Raw genomic sequence first — 19,585 nt, forward strand, 5'->3', positions numbered from 1 at the left:
TTCATTACTTACTAAATAACAAATAGGGAACTTCTACAAACTTGGTTTGTGCCTCGTTTATAGGAATTAGTTCCGTGGTGTTAGGAATAATTTGAACCCTTGTTTTCTTATCTCTTAAAAAACTATAATAACTCACTACTTCGGCCAACCCATTTTCCAACGCCTGTTTTTCAATGATCTCTTTCAAGGTGGCCGTTTCTTGTTGTTTCAGCACTTGTTCTACGTGCTGCCATAATTTCTTTTTATCTATAAAACTAGTGTTCAACATTTTTTCGAAGCGTTCCGGATCTGCAATGGTTTCCTTTTGAGATACCGGTTGTTTAATAGCAGCAACGGCCTTCTTCTCTTGTAAAGTCAATTTGCGCTCCATCACCATTTTCACTTCTGAATGAATGGGAACAGACATACCACAGTCTACCTCTTCTTCTTCCATTAAATCGAACACCAATTCTTTGATCGATGCTATCTGCCTGCGTAGTCTTCTGTGCTTGGCAATTTCTTTTTCGGTGATGATTCTACTCAGCTTCTCCGCCATTTTATCATTTGCATCGTACACGGTTTTACCCTGCTGAAGCAACATTGATTTTACATTTTGTAAGAAATCGCCGTCTGCAGTAATTTCCCGCTCATTGATCAATTCCATTACTTTCTCTGTAAGCTCGGCCCAGTGTTGGTTTCCGGCTCGTGAAATCAAGAAATCCCAGAACGCATAAAAGCTTTTCCCCTGTGGGCTTTGGCGGAGAGAATCATACGCTTCAAAGGCAAATCCAACAATGGCGCCCTTACCCTGCTCCGATTTCGTATGTTGCTCTACGATACTGCGGTGGATCTGTTTGAAATTATCTTCTACTTCTCTAAAATCGCTGATCAATTCGTAGCACAAGCGAGTGAACAACTCCAAGCGTTCTTGTACTTGAGAGTTAGAATAACTTTCGGGAGCAACACCCAATTCAATGGCTTTGATTTCTTTATCGATCTCTGCTCTTTTGTCTTTAAGAATTTGCAGACGTTTGAGGTTATTGTCTTCCGTATGCTCAACAATATCTTGCAGCGAGTTAAAAAGCAATTTGAAGCGACTCTCCGTACCTACGTGCTTGCGCAATTGCAAACTGTGCATCCATTGAAACACTTTCTCGGAATAGGCACTCAGTTGGTATTGAATGGAGCCATCGGCATGTATAAAATCTTGCAAGAGTCTTTTTTGCACCCAGTTCATCAAGTGTTTGCGACTGCGTGTTTGTTCATCTTCTCCAAAAACAATCTTTGACTCCTCCATATCTTCCAAACCTTCTTCTTGTGTGCTTAAGGTTTCTGCGAGTAATTGAATGAGGGTCGATTCTTCAATAATGGGTCTGTTTTCCTCTTTGAACACTTTGTACAAAAAGGGCAGCACCCAGCCGGCGTTTCGCAAACGCAGCATTTGAACCGCGGGGTTCGTAACAAAAAGTTCGTACAGTTCTACAGAATTCATTCCTGCCTTGTATTTCGGGGCGTGTAATATAGTCGAAAATACGGCATCGAAACTGAGGTGGGGACAAGATTTGGCGCTCCTCCTGAATAATGGGAATAACCGGTCAATTTCTTTTTACAACACAGCTAGCACCGTTTGTTGCAAACGCTTTAGTATCCGGTAAAACTAAAAAGCCATCTATCCCGCTTGTGAGCGGGAAGATGGCACAATTAATTGTAATTCAAACAGATACGCTTTCAGGCTCTACTACTTACTTTCCAAATAAGCCAAGGTAGAAAACGCAAACCCAAAACCCGCCGGAATCTGCAGATTCGGAACTTCTTGCAACGCAACCCGAATCATGGCAAAATGATGGATCGCATGTTCGATTCCATACATCAATTCTCTAAAATAACTGGTGAAAATCACAACCGGACCTTTTGGATAAAAGGCTTTCAAAAGAAGCGTTTTGTCCTCTGAAATCAATCTTGCAGAAAGCTCGTCAATGGTTTCATTTACTGCAGCCAGATCCAGTTCTAAAACCGGGTTCCGTTTTCGCTGGTCATAATTGAGCGTAACCGTTTCCAATGCACTCGTAAGACAAGAAAAGAATTCGAGGGTATGACGCACGTGCATTCCAATAGAAGAACCCAACAGGCTTTCTCTTTTTTCAGCATATTCTTCAGCGCTTAGCTGATGAAGCACCTCCTTTAACTCTAGGAGTATAGTAACCACGCTGTTGGTTAATGGCATCGTACTTAACATTCGGTATTTACTTTCCTTTTGAAGTGAATCGATTCAGAACTGCCCAAATTTGGTGCTGGTAACGATACAGCAGTATCAATGATGAGATAAAAATAATGAGCGCGTAAATGAATAGTTGGCCGTGATCGTCTTTCACTACAATTCCGAGTTTTGTAAACAAGTGACTAAATATAGCACCGGCAAGTACCCCTGCTGCCAAGCCGGCTCCATAGCCCGTTGTAGCAGGAATAAGGATTAAAATAGAAGCCACTAACTCGAGGCTGCCGGTTAAAATTCTTCCCCAAGGCTCAATTCCGAGGGTCGAAAAAATATATACTGATTCTTCAGAAGCAGAAAATTTAAAGAAAAGAGATTGCACCATCAATCCGGCAGCAATAAGACGGAGCGCCCAATCAATAATGAGTTGTGTTCTTGTTGTCATGTTGTGTGTTTCTATTTTATACGAACAAGTCCGAAACTCCTTACAAATTTTTTCAATTTATTTTATCAAAACAGACCACGTCAATACAAGGGATCCATTAGTGATTAAAAATTGAGAGAACTCATGTAAACTGCAGTTGCTTCGTTTATTTCGGCTAAGATGAAGAAGTATGCGGAGAAAAGAAGAATGCCTTATGCCTCTTTATTGTCCTGCTCTGCTTCTTCCATTTTTCTTATGATGGATGATTTTTGATCAGCAGTCAAAGTTTCGGGAGTGGTTACTTCTTTTTTTAGAAGCAGATTGATGAGCTTATTTTGTTTGCTAAATCGTTTGCAAAGCGAGCATTCAATTAAATGAATAAAGAGCTGTATTCTCTGCTTGAAAGAGATTTTGCCTTCTTCCTTTCTAACAATGTATTCCGAAGCTGATTTACAGGTAATTCGCATGCTATTGATTTATTAAGCAAACCATTTTTTTTCCAAACAAGCTCTTAACTGAACTTTCGCTCTATGAATAATCACCCAATAGTTAGCGGAAGTAATAGATAATGCCTTACAAATTTCTTCACTTTCCATACCCTCTAAATACTTTAAGGCAAAGACCTGCTGCTGGATTTCTTTCAATTTGCTTTTGCAAGATTGAAGCACTTTCATAAATTCAAAAGATTCCAGCTTATTATCTGCTGTGGCTGTCACTTGCCACTCAACAGGATAGTATCCTTCACGCCAATGATCCGCTTCATCAAAAAAAACAGATTCAGCCTCAACCATAGTGGATTGGGTATTGACTGCTGTTTTTCTATAATGATCAATTATTTTATTTTTTAGAATCGTAACGATCCAAGTCTTAAAACTGGCACTGGCATTGAATTGATGCACATTTTTCCATGCTGAAATAAAGGTTTCTTGCACCAAATCTTTGGCATACTCCTTATCAGCAATTCTTTTAAGTGCAAACTGATAAAGCATATCAGAGTATTCTTCAACCCATTTTTTGGGGTCGTTTACAAAATGATTGTCAGACATTTAATTCAATAGTTTAAGGCCTTTTGAACTATAAATATCGACAAGCTTTTTTGAATGAACATATCGCGTGGGCGACATTTTTCTTGAAAAACCAGAAAACGAGCCCCCATTTCTGGCGGCTCATTACACTACAACATAAACACTAACCTTTTTCTTTAAGCTTTGGCCAATTCGCATCTGCCTTTAAAATACGTTCCTGTTGAGATTTCTTCCAGTATTCTTTTACTTTATTATTGTAGTTGAAATAAAGCCGGCCGTTTAAAAGCGTCCAAGTGTCAATTTCAACCGGTGTTTTATGCCCTTCGCCATCCGAAACTCCATAAGCGCAATAGCCGCCATATTGAGGTTCATATTGCTCCGGCGCTTTCTTAAACGCCTCTAAATTTTGTGTAGAAGAAAACAACCAAACTGCATCCTTCCAGGTAAAACGTAGTGAATCGTATCCTTTTACGGCTGCACTATCTTTAAAAAATGCAACCACATCATAGCCCTTTATTGCGAGTCCATTTACGGTGAAAATTCCGGAAGACTGCGACATTACAGTAAATGATGCGAAAGCGACCACTAGTAACAGTGTTAATTTTTTCATTATTTGATATTGTTATTTTATAAATACTTTCCAAGAAACATCGGCCTTAGACTTCAAACTCTTTTCGTCTTTATTCCACTTTAAAAGTGTGTTGTTCGTCCACGAATGATAAAACAAATAGAGTTTCCCATCAGTAATCTTGAATGTTTCAGGATCCACTTCCACTTTTTCTCCCGTAGCGCCCATCGCATAGGCACACCAGCCACCGTATTGAGGCTCATATTTATCGGGATTTGCCTTAAACAAGTCTTTGTTTTGTTGACTAGAGAAATAGTACAGCACGCCCTGATAAGAAGTAGCGAATTTGTTAGAGCCCTGAACCGCCTTTCCCGACACGAAATACGCCACCGGATCGTACCCTTCAATGGCCAGGCCCGCTTTCCCCAAATTATACTGCTGCTTTCTCTGATCCTGCGATTGAGCAAAGCCCGAATTTTGTAAGAAAATAGTTGCTACTAACAAGAGTATACTGAGCGTCTTTTTCATGTTTTTATTAGTTTATACGTAGGGGAGAAGGATTCCTTACAGGAAGATGAAAAAAGTTTAAAACAAGAAGATCGAGCTTCAAGCGGATAAATTCAGACAGAACCGCTATACAAAACGACACTCTAGTTCGATGAAAGGGATTGAACTTCGAAGATCGCTTTTGAATGAGAGAAATAGTAAAGATGTATAAGAGTCAGAAAGAGAACGCTCTAGATATGTATATAATCCAAAGAAAAATCGAAGTTGCATCTCTAAAAAGCTAAAGCTTCCTATCACCATTTATTTCATAACCGGCTTTCTATAGCAATATTACTTAAAGCGTATCTCTCTCACTACTAAGGATTAATAAGGGCTGGTTGAAATCATTTCGGAATAGACTGACAGGCTAACTTAAATAAATTGTGCTGTACGGTTTAATAATGAAAATTTTCTTCCGAATGAATAATAAAACCAATTAAGTGTTGTTTAAGTAAAACAGGTTTCTATAACTCACTGCCTTAAACTAACTTAGAACTAACCCAAACCTACCTATCCTAATGCCAACAGTCTCCTTTTTTGATTTAGAGGTGAATCCCAGTTCAAAACAGATCCTGGACATAGGCGCTATCAGCTCAGATGGTTTACTTCTGCATAGAAATGATCTAAACGAACTTGTTTCTTTTTTGTCAAAAGCCGATTTTATATGCGGTCATAATATAATCAATCATGATTTGATTTATATAGCCAAGCATCTTGGTGCAAATAGTTGGGGAGAGGAGCGCGCAATTGATACACTTTTTCTATCTCCATTATTGTTTCCAAAAAACCCATACCATAACCTACTAAAAGACGATAAGCTTCAAACAGACGAACTAAACAATCCATTGAACGATTCACAGAAGGCAAAGAATCTCTTCTTTGATGAAGTCGCTGCTTTTCAGAAACTTGATGATGAATTCAAGGAAATTATTTACTTATTGCTTTTTGACCAAAAAGGATTTAGCAACTTCTTTCAATACCTTCAATATTTATCTTCAAAAGAAAAAAAACATGCAGAAAACCTTATATGGAAAAGATTTCAGGGCAAAATATGTAGTCAAAGTGAACTTGCATCATTCATTGAAAAATCACCTATAGCTTTAGCCTATACCTTGGCGCTACTAAATTGTGACGATAGATATTCAATTACACCTCCTTGGGTACTGAGAAATTATCCTGAAGTAGAAAGATTGATTTTCCTTATGAAAAACAATCCATGCATATCGGGATGTGACTATTGTAAGCTTGCTCTGAATCCAATTCTTGCATTAAAAAAGCACTTTGGCTTCTCAATCTTTCGAACTTATAATGAGGAGCCATTGCAGCAGGATGCTGTAGATGCTGCAATTCGCGGAGAATCAATTCTAGCTGTATTTCCCACTGGTGGTGGCAAGTCTATCACATTTCAAGTTCCCGCCCTAATGAGCGGCGAAAATGCAAAAGCCCTTACGGTTGTGATATCCCCTTTACAATCTTTAATGAAAGATCAAGTAGACAATCTTGAAAAAAAGGGAATTACAGAAGCTGTAACAATAAATGGGCTATTAGATCCGATTGAACGTAGTAAAGCCATCGAAAGAATCGAAAACGGTTTGGTAAGTCTTCTCTATATCTCTCCTGAGTCGCTCCGGTCAATTACGATTGAGCGGCTTCTTCTAAAAAGAAAAATTGCACGATTTGTAATTGATGAGGCGCATTGCTTCTCCTCTTGGGGACAAGATTTCAGGGTTGATTATCTGTATATCGGAGACTTCATAAAAAGCCTGCAAGAAAAAAAAGGCCTTGAATCTAACATTCCCGTTTCTTGCTTCACAGCTACCGCCAAGCAAAAAGTAATAGAGGATATAAGATCGTATTTCAAAGAAAAATTAAACCTCAATTTAAATCTGTTTAGGGCAAACGCTTCAAGAACAAACCTACATTATAGTGTTTATCAAAAAGACAATGAAGAAGAAAAGTACAGTCAATTGAGAAGTATTATAGAAGCCAATAACTGTCCGACTATTGTATATGTTTCTCGAACAAAAAAAGCTTACAAACTTGCCAAAAGATTAAATGATGATGGGTTTGTAGCAAAACCATACCACGGAAAAATGGATAAAGACGAAAAGTCCGAAAACCAAAATGCATTCATGTCTGGCGATGTTAACATAATGGTCGCTACATCTGCTTTTGGTATGGGGGTTGACAAAAGCGATGTTGGAGTTGTTATACATTACGATATATCTGATTCACTAGAGAACTATGTGCAAGAAGCAGGAAGGGCGGGACGAGATGAAAATATAAGTGCCAACTGCTATGTGTTGTTTAACGAAGAAGACTTAGATAAACACTTTATTCTGTTAAATCAAACAAAAATCAGTAGTAAAGAAATTAACCAGATATGGAAAGCAATTAAAGAACTAACAAAAACTAGAGATAAGGTATCAAATTCTGCCCTTGAGATTGCCAGAAAAGCCGGCTGGGACGATGGCATAAATGAAGTTGAAACGAGAGTTACAACAGCAATAGCAGCCCTTGAAGATGCTGGCTATCTCAAGCGAGGGCAGAATATGCCTAAGGTTTTTGCAAATAGCATACTCAGTAAGAATGCTCAAGAAGCACTTGACAAAATTAATTCATCTGAGAAATTTTCTGATTCGCAAAAGTCAAAGGCAGCCCGTATCATTAAAAAACTTTTTTCTAGCAAAAGCAAAAGGCTTTCTACTGAAGAAATGGCCGAATCAAGGATTGATTACATTTCCGATCAATTGGGAATTGTTAAAGAAGAAGTTATACGTCTCGTAGAAATAATGCGTGAAGAAGGGATTCTAGCACAAACTAGAGATCTCACGATCTTCGTTAAAAAAAGCGATTCGGTCAATAAATCTTTGGCAATAGCTGAAAGTTTTAGAAAGCAAGAAGAACTACTTCTGAATTATTTAAATGAAGGCGATACTTCTTATCACTTAAAAGAGGTTATTGAGTTTTTCCTTCAATCGGGGGTCAAAGACAGTTCTTTAAACAAGCTCAAAACAATCTTAAATTTTTGGTCAATAAAAAACTGGATCAAGAAACACAATCTCGAGTACTCAAAGAATCATCTGAAGATTGGCATGTTGATTGAAAAATCAAGCTTTCAGAAAAAACAAGAGAAAAGACACTTGCTGGCAAAATCAATTACTGAGTATCTGTACAAAAAGGCTTCAGAACTATCTGTGCTTGATGGTAAACAGGAAGAAATATTGATCGAATCTTCTATTCAGGAGTTAAAAGAAATAGCAGAGAAGGAGCAAAGTATGTTTTCCATTAAGGCAACAATCGATGACATTGAAGATACCCTATTCTACCTGTCAAGAATAGAGGCAATTAAGATTGAAGGAGGATTTTTGGTTGTTCACAATAAACTCACCATTGACAGAATTGAAATGAACAATCGCATTCAATATAAAGAGAGTGATTATGAAAAACTAAAGCAGTTTTACCAACAAAAAGTACAGCAAATTCATATTGTTGGAGAATATGCGAAAAAAATGATTCGTAACTACAATGAAGCCTTGCAGTTTGTAGACGACTATTTCCGACTGAATTACTTCTCTTTTTTGTCAAAATATTTTCCAGGAAGCAGACAGGAGGATATAAAGCGAACACTGACACCCGAAAAATTCATGAAACTATTCGGCACCCTCTCCGCCAATCAGCTAGAAATTATTAAAGACTCGGGTAATCAATATATAGTAGTTGCCGCCGGACCGGGAAGTGGCAAGACCAGAGTGTTGGTTCACAAACTAGCTTCATTATTATTGACAGAAGACGTGAAGCACGAACAATTATTAATGCTTACTTTTTCTAGAGCTGCTGCCACTGAATTTAAAAAACGCTTGATTGACCTAATCGGAAACGCTGCCAACTTCATTGAAATAAAAACTTTTCATTCCTATTGTTTTGATCTTTTGGGAAGAGTTGGGAGTCTTTTTGAATCGGAAAAAATAATTAGTACTGCAGTTAATAAAATTCGTTCAGGGGAAATCGAGCCTTTTCGTATCACTAAATCTGTACTGGTAGTTGATGAAGCACAGGATATGAACAAAGAGGAGTATGAGTTAGTAAAAGTACTGATGGAGCAAAATGAGGAGATGCGTGTCATTTTGGTTGGAGACGATGATCAGAATATTTACGGTTTTAGGGGTGCAGATTCTGCTTTTATGCAGAGCTTAGTAAGCGAAAAGGCAGCCACAAAATATCAACTTACAGAGAATTATAGAAGCACGGAAAATCTTGTGTCCTTTGCAAACAACTGGGCAGCTACAATAAGCAAGCGTCTCAAAACAGAACCCGGCGTCGCAAAGCAACAACAAAATGGCTTTATTGATATTACACAATACACTAACAACAACATTATTGTGCCGCTAGCAAATCATATTAGCCAAATAGCGCTGTCGGGGAGCACTTGTATACTTACCAAAACCAATGAAGATGCAATGCTTGTTTCCGGATTGTTATTACAAAAGGGGATACAAACTAAATTGATTCAATCAAACGACGGATTTAATCTGAATAATCTCTACGAACTTCGTTACTTTTCTGATCAAATTAGTAATCATACTGAAAGTCCTTTGATAAACGAAGAAGACTGGGCCGATGCAAAACGACAATTAAACATTCACATACATAATAGCTCAAAAAGGGAACTAGTTAATGCAATTATCAAAGCTTTCGAAGACTCCAATACAGCAAAAAAATACAAAAGTGATTGGAATTCATTTCTACTAGAGTCTAAAGTAGAAGACTTTCTTAACATTGAATCAGAACTTGTTTATACTTCAACCATTCATAAAGCAAAGGGGAAAGAATTCGATAACGTTTTTTTATTATTGAGCAATTTCACTCCAGAAACAGATGAACACAAAAGACAACTGTACGTTGCTATTACAAGAGCGAAATCAATTCTATCAATCCATTACAACGGTAATTATTTGAAACCATTTTCGTTCAGTGGTATAACATATAAAGAAGACAGGTTAACATACCCAGAGCCCCAGCAAATAGGTCTATTTCTATCTCACAGAGATGTCAGACTTGGCTATTTTCAATATGTCCAACATAGAATAGTGGGACTTTACAGCGGCGCAAATCTCCAGATACTCAAAGATGGATTAGGGAACTCAAGAGGGGAGATTATTTGCAAATTCTCTCAAAAATTTCAAGATCACTTAAATGATTACACTAGGAAAGGATTCAAAATCGCCAAAGCGCAGGTGAATTTTATTGTTTACTGGAAAGATGAGGCAACCAGTAGAGAATCAAAAATAATACTTCCCGAGTTGGTACTAACTAAGTAATCGGCGACTTGCCTTTCAAGCTAGAGCTCTAGTACAATATCTATGCGGAGATTAAAGGCTCTATTCTCCGCAAAATATGCGGAGAAAGTTAAAATGCTGAGATTAAAGGCCTTAATTCTCCCTAGTTCGCCGACTAGGAATGGATATTGCCGTTTTGATCCCTTCTGATCGACATGTAGATGGGGTCGTTGAAATGTTGCTCGATGCTACTCAAAACCATACTCGCACTTTATCGGCCGATCGCTTGTTCGGCTGGCACGCAGCCTTGTTTCCAACCGGAAGAAGCGGCATGTATACAAAAACTGTTGGCAACTGGAGAAACCACAAAAAAGAAGATCCGATGCAGGTTGTATCCGGTGCAAAGGGAAGAGAAATCGTCCACTTTGTGGCACCTGAAGCAGAACGACTTGAAGAGGAAATGAATCGATTTATTCACTGGTTCAATGAAGACCAGTCCATGGACCCCATCCTCAAAGCCGCCATTGCCCATCTATGGTTTGTAACCATACACCCATTCGATGATGGGAACGGAAGAATAGCGCGTGCAATCGCCGAGCTACAGCTCTCTCGTGCCGATGAATCAGCGCAACGGTTCTACAGCATGAGTGCTCAAATTAGAAAAGAGCGAAAAGGCTATTATGAAATCCTAGAGCACACCCAAAAAGGCTCTATGGATATAACGGACTGGCTCAACTGGTTTTTGAATTGCTTGGATCATGCCCTCGAATCGAGCAACGAAACACTTTCCGAAGTACTCCAAAAAGCGCGCTTCTGGGAACTACATGCCAATACCGTTCTGAATTCCCGTCAACACCAAATGATCAACCGATTATTAGACGGATTTGAAGGTACACTCACCAGCTCTAAATGGGCCAAGCTCACCAAAACCTCTCCCGATACCGCATTGAGAGATATTACTGATTTATTGAACAAGAAGGTATTAGTGAAAGAAGTGGGTGGTGGTAGAAGTACGAGTTATGGGTTGAGGGTTGAATAAATTATGACCTACGCTAAATCGCAAACAGTTCATTGTGCCGTTCTAAGTAGGAAAAGTTATACGTACTAAGCCCTTCTATTCGCTCCTTACCCGTTACACCAATTTTTTCAAATGCCGAAGTTTCGATCTTGTTTGATAACACTATCTTTCCGGCACGATCAAATGTAATCAAGTGTTTATCAAACAAAGCATCATATGTTGGTGAAAGGAGCAGGCCATTGTTAACATCCAACCTTTCTTCATTACTGGCTTTGGCCCAAGGAACAATATGAGATGCGATTAAAACTTCTAAGCGATCAAACTTAGTAACCGCACACTGATACTTCCATCGGTAGATAACCCTTTTTCGATATGCACCTTGTCCTACACGAGATGTAACTAAGCCTGATCTCTCCGTAACCGAAGGAACCAGCAAACCTCCATAATCTACAATGCCTTCCTGAATTTGGTATTGATTGATCTGATCTAGTGTTACAGGTATATATGCACCCTTCCTCTTAAAAAAGAATTTCAGACCCACCCTGTATGTTTCATTTTTATCCAGCGTACTAAAGCTGTCAACATCAAAAAATTCTAGCTCTGTAACAAACTTTACAAACCCTTTACTTTGATATTGAAACAAGAAAACACGTTTTCCATTTTTAACATGATCCTTAAGCGCCAAATTTCCTTTCGTTAATTTCATATCTCCCTCTTGCCCCTCCCCGGTATAACTAAAGATGTCTTCATTATCCCATCCATCTTTATAGCCAAATTGCTCACCGGTCCTTCCAGAAAAAATGAAAATATAGGGTGCATTACCACAAGGTGAAATACCCGACTGTCTATTCCCGCCGTATTGGTCGTGAATTGCAGATCGCTTGTAAATATAATCAGGTATAAATGGGAGTCTCTCCATGAGTTAGTTGCTTCCTGAAGTTAATCAAATATTCTCATTCCTTTCTAACGTCTACGAATATTGCATATTGAAACTCTCTTTAAATCACTCTATTATTTAACGCAATCGATACCAGATGTAGCAGTCTTTTATTAACAAACGTTGTCAAAAACGTCGCCAGCGTATAATTGACATCAATCAAAATTGTGTTCATTCTTGTCAAATACTCATATCCATCTTGTTTATTTTCAACAAACTAGCATTTTCTCAATATCATGACCAACTCGGTTTTCAGTTCAAAAAAATTATATTTAAACAGAATCAAATATGTATCTTCAATAATGTGTTGTTTGGCAGGAGTCGGTGCTTTTCGAAAAGAAATCCAATCTCCATAAAAGAAGACACCAATCAACATCTTGAGCACTAAAACTAATTCTCCGAAATATGGGTTCGTCAAAAACCTTTATTGGTTTGCACTAATCATATTCACTATCCACTTTTACGCTACAAAAAAGGAACAGAATGCAGGCGTTACTTCAAACGCAAAGAGCCAACACACTAAAAATTTCTACCTCAATAGTGGTATTACAACAACAGCTGACCTTTCACAAACAGATACGAACAGTTTGAAAAAAACAGACTGGTATAAAAAAGCAGTTAAGGAACTTTCATTAAAAGAATACGAGATAAAACAAATAGCTAAGTCCAACTCCTACTCGGCACCCAATCGAAACCAAAACCTAAGAGCCTTCTTTTCCGACAAAGAACTTACCCTTGAACCAAGATTGGATAGCTCAGAAAAATGGCGTTTAACGCTTAGCCTCGAGGGCCTATTTGTAAACAATGAACTTTTTTACAAACCCAATTCCAAAAGCATCTCAGTAACTGATAAAAATGAGTTACTGTTACAAAACAACTTCTTAACTACTCAATACATCAATAACGAAGACGGTGTGCGTCAAAATTTCATTATTGAAAAAGCTCCCTCAACTAATAGCCAGATTGTGTCAGTTAAACTGAAAGTGAACAATGGTTGGTATCTAAACAAAGTACATGAAAGGGAAATTCAATTTGCAATAGAAGAAGCCAATGGTCTCAGTAAAAAATTAACCTACAACGATTTAAAAGTTTGGGACGCAACAAATACACAACTAGAAGCATTTTTCAGTGTAGAAAACCAAACTATTTCTATCAATGTAAACACTGCCAATGCAGTTTACCCAATTACAATTGACCCCTTGAGCACCACGGCAAATACGAGCATTGAAAGTAATAAGGCTAATGCTCAATTGGGATTTTCGGTTAGCTCTGCGGGTGATATCAATGGTGATGGTTACAGCGATATATTATTGGGCGCTAATACTTACGACAACGGTCAAGCAAACGAAGGAGCCGTTTTCATCCATAACGGTTCAGCCACCGGCATTAGTACCACACCGGCAGCTTTGCTTGAAAACAATAGTGTGGGTGCTCTATTTGGAAGTTCCGTGAACACCGCCGGCGATATAAATGGAGATGGATATAGTGATATCATCATTGGCGCGCCTGGCTATTCAAATGGCGAAGCAGGCGAAGGGGCTGCTTTTATTTATCATGGCTCTGCAAGTGGCATTCTAACCGCACCTGCTGCAGTTTTAGAAAGTAATCAGACCGGCGCAAACATGGGTTGCTCAGTTGCCTTGGCAGGAGATGTAAACAATGATGGGTTCAGCGATCTAATTGTTGGAGCAAAACTATTCGACAATGGACAAATAGACGAAGGTGTGGCTTTCGTCTTTCATGGCTCCGCTACTGGCATTAATACAATTGCTGCAATTCAGCTTGAGATGAACAGTGCAGGCGCAAACTTTGGAACAGCCGTAGCCTCCGCCGGTGATGTAAATGGTGATGGCTTTAATGACGTAGTTGTAGGCGCAAGCGGATATGCCAACGGTCAAGCCGGAGAGGGTGCTGCCTTTGTTTTCCTTGGTGCAGCAACAGGAATTGGTGCAGCACCCAGCACTATAGTTGAAAGCAATATCCCAAATGCATCAATGGGAATTTCTGTTGCATCTGCCGGCGATGTTAACGGTGATGGCTACAGTGAAATTATAGTTGGAGCTTCAGGTTATAGTAATGGGCAAGCAAATGAAGGAGCCTTTTATCTTTTTAATGGTTCTGCAGCAGGTACACTACCAACTCCTTCTTCCTTGGTAGAATCAAATAATGCAAATGCCTTCTTAGGAGTTTCGGTAAACAGTGCGGGAGATATTAATGGCGACGGATACAGTGATATAATTATTGGTGTTCAAGCTACCAACACCAGAATTTATTACGGAGCAAGTACCGGTCTCAATCTCAGTTCTTTGGTTTCTTTGACGACCACCAACTCTTCGGTTTCTTCTGCAGGAGATGTAAACGGTGATGGTTACAGCGATCTGCTTGTAGGATCTGCCCAGTATAGCAATGGTCAAACAAATGAGGGTATCGCCTATGTATTTCATGGTTCAGCGCAATACTTGTCAACATCACCAATGGTCTTAAACAACGTTACACAAAACCAATCCGGTTTTGGTCAGTCTGTTAACTCATTGGGAGATGTGAATGGAGATGGCTATGGAGATATAATTATTGGCTGCTACGGATACGACGACAATGGCGCCGACGAGGGGCGCGCCTTTGTTTACTATGGAAGCCCAACCGGTATCTCTCTTACTCCAAGTTTAGTATTAGATGAAGCCAATCAAGGCAATGCCTATTTTGGTTATACCACTAATGGAGGTGGTGATATCAATGGTGATGGCTATAATGATGCCTTAGTTGGAGCATTTGGATTCAACGGTAGAGGTCGTGTATACATTTATTACGGAAGTCCAACTGGCCTACCTGCGGCATCGAACCTTACACTCGATGGAACTCAAGCCGGAGAGGCTTTTGGTGTTTCGGTTTCATCCGCTGGCGATATTAATCATGATGGATTTAGCGATATTCTCATTGGTTCATATACTTACGATGATGGAGCCAATACCGACGAAGGAAGAGTGTCAATCTATTATGGTGCTGCTACCGGATTAATTCCTACACCGGCTGTAACACTTTCAGATGCAAATCAAGCTTCGGCTTATTTTGGATACGGCATTTCGAGCGCCGGTGATATCAATGGCGACGGATACAGCGACATAATTATTGGATGTTACGGATATGACAACGGTGGATTTATAAATCAAGGGTCAGCATTCATATATTATGGAAGTTGCACAGGTATTGTGCCGGGCACTGCCACGCAGCTTTCCGGTGTTGCACAAGGTGGGGCATTATACGGTTTCTCCACTTCCTCAGCCGGCGACATAAATGGTGATGGATTTGGAGATATCGTGATAGGATCGATGGGTTACAATGCTTCATCGGGAAGAGCCTATGTATACTATGGCAGCAGTGGCGGAATCATAGCCTCCGGAGTAGCGCTTGATAATAATGTGGCTGGAAATAGAACAAATGATCAAATGGGATTTTCTGTTAGTGGTGCAGGCGATATAAATGGCGATGGATATAGTGACATCATCGTGGGCATTCCGGAATACAACAACCCCGGTGGAGGTCCACCACAAGGTAGAGCTTATATCTACCTAGGAAAACCCGGAGGCGTTTCGGCTACTCCGGAAATTGTTATCACAGATAATGTAAATAACCAGCAATTCTTCGGTTACCCTGTAGCGGGAGCAGGCGATGTAAATGGAGACGGCCTATCAGACATAGTGGTGGGGGGTTATAAAGGGAGCTGGGCGGGTTTTGGAATCGCTTGGGTATTCTATGCAAATGATAAAGGCGGGCTACACAACAATTTAAGATTGTACAATACCAATTTAACCACTCCACTCGACCAATCGAATGTGGCAAACCCATCATTGTATGGAGCTGGTCTCTATTCCAAATCTTTTCTTGGAACTCAAAAGGGAAAACTGGTTTGGGAATCTATTGGAAACGGAGCGCGATTCTCAGGTTCTCCAATCACTAACAGCACCCAATACTCTGGTCAACAGGCTGGCTATACCAACCTTGGATTAACAGGCACAGAATTAAAATCAACACTCACTAAATATTTTGCCCCATCAAATACACTTACAAGAGCAAGAATAAGATTCAATTCCGTAAATGCAATAACCGGACAAGTATTCAGCCCATGGCGTTATATTGATGGTGCTGCTAGAGGCAAGCTTTCAAACGGGAATGTGGTAATGAACAACGCAGTCATTCCTCGCTACAGAAAAGACACAGCCCTTTGTCTTGCTGTACCCTATATCATAAATGCGACATCGGCGGGAGCTACCGGGTATAGCTGGCAAAATGGCGCCACTACTCCCACTTTTACCGCTACTACTCCGGGTACCTACTGGGTCAACGTATCTTACGGAGGCTGTACCTATAGAGATTCTTTCGTGATATCTAATTTAGTTGCAACAATCAAAAACTTAAATCCAACTGTTTGTCAAAATCAAACTTATACAACTCCGAGTGGAAAAATATTGACCAACAGCGGTGCTTACAAAGACACTTTAAAATCATATCTAGGTTGTGATAGTATTCTATACAATATCAATTTATTAGTAATTACTCCGGTTTCCCAAACCATAAACCCAATTATTTGCAGTGGAAGCTCCTACACCTTGCCATCGGGGACCATTGTTAACACCGCAGGAATATATAAGGACACGCTTAGATCAACTGTTACCAATTGTGACAGTATCTATCGAACTATTAATCTCACTGTGCAAACGAATACTACTCAAACAATCACCGCTAAAATTTGCAGTGGTTCGAGTTATACGCTTCCTTCCGGACAGATCGTGAATACCAGCGGAATCTATCGAGATACATTAAAGTACAGTATTACCAATTGTGACAGTGTGTATAGAATTGTAAACCTAACCGTCCAGTCCACTTCTAGTCAAACACTTAATCCAAAAATTTGTGCAGGTAGTTCGTACACACTTCCTTGGGGAACTATTGTTACCACTAGTGGAGTTTATAAAGACACATTGAGATATAGTATTACCAACTGCGATAGTGTATATAGAACCGTTAACCTTACTGTTCAATCGAGTAGTACGCAAACATTCAATCCAAAAATTTGCGCAGGTAGCTCATACACGCTTCCCTGGGGAACTATTGTAACCACCAGTGGAACATATAAAGACACGCTGAAATACAGCGCTACCAATTGCGATAGTGTTTATAGAATTGTAAACTTAACCGTTCAAACAAGTACCACTCAAACAACCACCGCCAAAATTTGCGCCGGCTCTAGTTATACCCTTCCTTCCGGACAGGTCGTGAATACCAGCGGAATCTATCGAGATACATTAAAGTACAGTATTACCAATTGCGACAGTGTGTACAGAATTGTAAACCTCACCGTTCAATCCACCTCTACCCAAACAATCAATCCCAAAATTTGTGCAGGAGGTTCGTATGCATTACCATGGGGAACCATTGTTACTACTAGCGGCGTTTATAAAGACACATTGAGATATAGTGTTACCAACTGCGATAGTGTTTACAGAATCGTAAACTTAACGGTTCAAACTAGCAATACTCAAATTTTGAACCCTGTTATTTGTGCAGGTGGTTCTTATACATTACCATGGGGAGCTATAGTATCTGCAAGCGGAACCTATAAAGACACGCTCAAATACAGTGTTACCAATTGTGATAGTGTTTATCGAATTGTGAATCTAACTATTCAAACAAGTTCCACTCAAACAATCACCGCTAAAATTTGCAGCGGTTCAGGTTATACGCTTCCTTCCGGACAAATAGTAAATGCAAGCGGAATCTATCGTGACACATTAAAGTACAGTGTTACCAATTGTGACAGTGTGTACAGAATTGTAAACCTAACCGTTCAGTCCACTTCTAGCCAAACACTCAATCCAAAAATATGCGCAGGAAGTTCTTACACCCTACCTTGGGGAACCGTTGTTAATGCCAGTGGAACCTATCGAGATACATTGAAGTATAGTACCACCAACTGCGATAGTGTGTATAGAATTGTAAACTTAATAGTTCAAACAAGCAGCACCCAAACACTCAGTCCAAAAATATGCGCAGGAAGTTCTTACACACTTCCGTGGGGTGCAGTGGTATCTGCCGGTGGAACCTATCGAGATACATTGAAGTATAGTACCACCAACTGCGATAGTGTATATAGAATTGTAAACTTAACAGTTCAAACAAGCACTATCCAAACACTCAGTCCAAAAATATGCGCAGGAAGTTCCTACACACTTCCGTGGGGTGCGGTGGTATCTGTCGGTGGTATTTACAAAGACACATTGAGATATACAACCACCAATTGTGACAGTGTGTATAGAATCATCAACTTAACAGTACAAACAAATAGCACTCAAACGTCGAGTATAACAGTTTGCAACGGCAGTTCTTACACCTTACCTTGGGGAACTGTAGTCTCCACCTCGGGTACCTATAGAGACACTTTAAGATACAGCACCACAAATTGTGATAGTTTATATAGAATTGTAAACTTAACCGTTCAAAATCCTGCCATTACAATTGCACCAATAAAAGCGGTTATTTGCAGCGGTAGCTCTTATACCTTGCCTTGGGGAACTAGTGTTAGTCAATCCGGAATCTATAGAGATACGATTCGTTACTCAGTTTCAGGTTGCGATAGCCTAAGAAGATCAGTAGATTTAACGGTTCAAACGGCTGCGAATGTTAGCATTAATGCTACAATTTGTCAGGGACAAATCTATCGACTTCCTTCCGGAAAAATTATTAATACTGCTGGAACTTATCGTGACACCCTTCATTACAGCGTTACCAATTGCGATAGTATATACACCGTAGTTGCCTTAAGTGTAACACCTGCAAAAAGAGAGAACATCAGCGCGAGTTTTTGTTCGGGAGATAGCTATCTGCTACCCTGGGGAATATCTGTTACTCAGGCGGGAGTGTATATTGATACTGCTCGAACTGCTTTTGGATGTGATAGTTTGATAAGAACGGTTCATGTAACTATGAATTCAAAACCAATCATCAAAATTACCAAGTCGAATGATGTAAACTGTATCATTGGAGTATCAAAACTCTACGCAAGTGGAGCAGACAGCTATCTTTGGTCCCCCAGTCTCGGACTTACGAATGCGAACATCCCTAACCCGGTTGCAACACCCTCCTCTACAACCGTATATAAAGTAAAAGGATCATTAAATAACGGATGCTTTGCCATTGACAGCATTACTGTTACCGTGTCAAACACCCCATCTCCTAATGATTATCCTATTCCTAATGCATTTACACCTAATAATGATGGTAAAAATGATTGCTTCGGCGTGCGTCATTGGGGAAATGTCACCGATTTTCTAATGGAAATATACAATAGATGGGGGCAACGCGTATTCAGCACTACCAACCCAAGCGATTGTTGGGATGGTTACTACAACGGCTACAAAGCCGGTACTGATGCTTACGTGTACAGAATCAAAGCAACCACCCCTTGTGGTAAAATTACCAGACAGGGCACCGTGGTATTAGTTAGATAGTTGTGTATAAAAAAGAAAACATGCTTTCAATTATCAGGACCAGGATTTACAGGATTCAAGGATTCTCAGGCTAGTCTTTTTCGCAACCTATTTAC

11 protein-coding genes are annotated in these 19,585 nt (G+C 39.6%); 3 read left to right on the plus strand and 8 right to left on the minus strand.

Annotated features, from left to right (window positions below):
• Nucleotides 1-4 precede the first annotated feature (4 nt).
• From ACQ2HE_RS01675 to ACQ2HE_RS01705, 7 genes are all read right to left on the minus strand, one after another.
• Nucleotides 5-1,471, minus strand: a complete 1,467-nt coding sequence (locus ACQ2HE_RS01675; protein ID WP_430895161.1) for a DUF3375 domain-containing protein — start codon at nt 1,469-1,471, stop codon at nt 5-7.
• Between the two features lie 246 nt (nt 1,472-1,717).
• Nucleotides 1,718-2,215: a hypothetical protein gene (locus tag ACQ2HE_RS01680; protein WP_430902416.1), complete on the minus strand. Its 498-nt coding sequence runs from the start codon at nt 2,213-2,215 to the stop codon at nt 1,718-1,720.
• Between the two features lie 7 nt (nt 2,216-2,222).
• Nucleotides 2,223-2,636, minus strand: a complete 414-nt coding sequence (locus tag ACQ2HE_RS01685) for a DoxX family membrane protein (RefSeq protein ID WP_430895157.1) — start codon at nt 2,634-2,636, stop codon at nt 2,223-2,225.
• 191 nt (nt 2,637-2,827) lie between these two features.
• Nucleotides 2,828-3,082, minus strand: coding sequence for a hypothetical protein (locus ACQ2HE_RS01690; RefSeq protein WP_430895155.1), 255 nt, complete (start codon nt 3,080-3,082; stop codon nt 2,828-2,830).
• Between the two features lie 12 nt (nt 3,083-3,094).
• Nucleotides 3,095-3,661, minus strand: coding sequence for a sigma-70 family RNA polymerase sigma factor (locus ACQ2HE_RS01695; RefSeq protein ID WP_430895153.1), 567 nt, complete (start codon nt 3,659-3,661; stop codon nt 3,095-3,097).
• A gap of 142 nt (nt 3,662-3,803) precedes the next feature.
• Nucleotides 3,804-4,250: a YHS domain-containing (seleno)protein gene (locus ACQ2HE_RS01700; protein WP_430895151.1), complete on the minus strand. Its 447-nt coding sequence runs from the start codon at nt 4,248-4,250 to the stop codon at nt 3,804-3,806.
• Nucleotides 4,251-4,262: 12 nt separating this feature from the next.
• Nucleotides 4,263-4,736 carry a YHS domain-containing (seleno)protein gene (locus tag ACQ2HE_RS01705; protein ID WP_430895149.1) on the minus strand — a complete coding sequence of 158 codons (474 nt, stop codon included), beginning with the start codon at nt 4,734-4,736 and terminating at the stop codon, nt 4,263-4,265.
• A 536-nt stretch (nt 4,737-5,272) separates the two neighbouring features.
• Between ACQ2HE_RS01705 and ACQ2HE_RS01710 the strand changes: the two genes are divergently transcribed.
• Entirely contained in the window at nt 5,273-10,075 is a 4,803-nt protein-coding gene (locus ACQ2HE_RS01710; protein WP_430895147.1) for a RecQ family ATP-dependent DNA helicase, read from the plus strand.
• Nucleotides 10,076-10,214: 139 nt separating this feature from the next.
• Nucleotides 10,215-11,072 (plus strand): Fic family protein, encoded by an 858-nt coding sequence (locus ACQ2HE_RS01715; protein ID WP_430895145.1) that lies wholly within the window; start codon nt 10,215-10,217, stop codon nt 11,070-11,072.
• Between the two features lie 13 nt (nt 11,073-11,085).
• Here ACQ2HE_RS01715 and ACQ2HE_RS01720 read toward each other — a convergent pair whose 3' ends face one another.
• Nucleotides 11,086-11,970 (minus strand): HNH endonuclease, encoded by an 885-nt coding sequence (locus ACQ2HE_RS01720; RefSeq protein ID WP_430895143.1) that lies wholly within the window; start codon nt 11,968-11,970, stop codon nt 11,086-11,088.
• Between the two features lie 605 nt (nt 11,971-12,575).
• Between ACQ2HE_RS01720 and ACQ2HE_RS01725 the strand changes: the two genes are divergently transcribed.
• Nucleotides 12,576-19,490: an FG-GAP-like repeat-containing protein gene (locus ACQ2HE_RS01725; protein WP_430895141.1), complete on the plus strand. Its 6,915-nt coding sequence runs from the start codon at nt 12,576-12,578 to the stop codon at nt 19,488-19,490.
• Nucleotides 19,491-19,585: the final 95 nt, after the last annotated feature.

Source organism: Endoryza foliicola (genome assembly GCF_050589245.1).
GTDB classification, from domain to species: domain Bacteria; phylum Bacteroidota; class Bacteroidia; order Chitinophagales; family Chitinophagaceae; genus Endoryza; species Endoryza foliicola.